This window comes from Bacillus sp. SIMBA_008 (genome assembly GCF_046535495.1).
Lineage (GTDB): Bacteria > Bacillota > Bacilli > Bacillales > Bacillaceae > Bacillus > Bacillus subtilis.
Genome location: NZ_JAWRWL010000075.1, coordinates 1 through 391, shown reverse-complemented (window position 1 = coordinate 391; position 391 = coordinate 1). Strand labels below are relative to the sequence as shown.

General features: G+C 49.6%; 4 tRNA genes. All 4 read left to right on the top strand.

The features are described from left to right. The 4 genes from SB658_RS22200 to SB658_RS22185 all read left to right on the top strand — a co-directional run bounded on the left by SB658_RS22200 (position 1) and on the right by SB658_RS22185 (position 390). Positions 1-75 (top strand) — tRNA-Asn (locus SB658_RS22200). A 2-nt stretch (positions 76-77) separates the two neighbouring features. Beyond that, positions 78-150 (top strand) — tRNA-Thr (locus SB658_RS22195). A gap of 60 nt (positions 151-210) precedes the next feature. After that, positions 211-285: transfer RNA gene (locus SB658_RS22190), tRNA-Gly, on the top strand. Between the two features lie 31 nt (positions 286-316). Beyond that, positions 317-390: transfer RNA gene (locus SB658_RS22185), tRNA-Arg, on the top strand. The last annotated feature ends 1 nt before the right edge of the window (position 391 follow it).

Sequence of the window (391 nt, the reverse complement as noted above, 5' to 3'; positions counted from 1 at the left end):
TCCGCAGTAGCTCAGTGGTAGAGCTATCGGCTGTTAACCGATCGGTCGTAGGTTCGAATCCTACCTGCGGAGCCATTGCTTCCATAGCTCAGCAGGTAGAGCACTTCCATGGTAAGGAAGAGGTCAGCGGTTCGAGCCCGCTTGGAAGCTTTATTAAATGTATTATTACCAAGGTTTCTCATAAGGAGAAAGCTTTTTTTATTGCGATATGCAGAAGTAGTTCAGTGGTAGAACACCACCTTGCCAAGGTGGGGGTCGCGGGTTCGAATCCCGTCTTCCGCTCCATTTATCCCAACGGGATATTGTAAATTGAATTGCGCCCGTAGCTCAATTGGATAGAGCGTTTGACTACGGATCAAAAGGTTAGGGGTTCGACTCCTCTCGGGCGCGC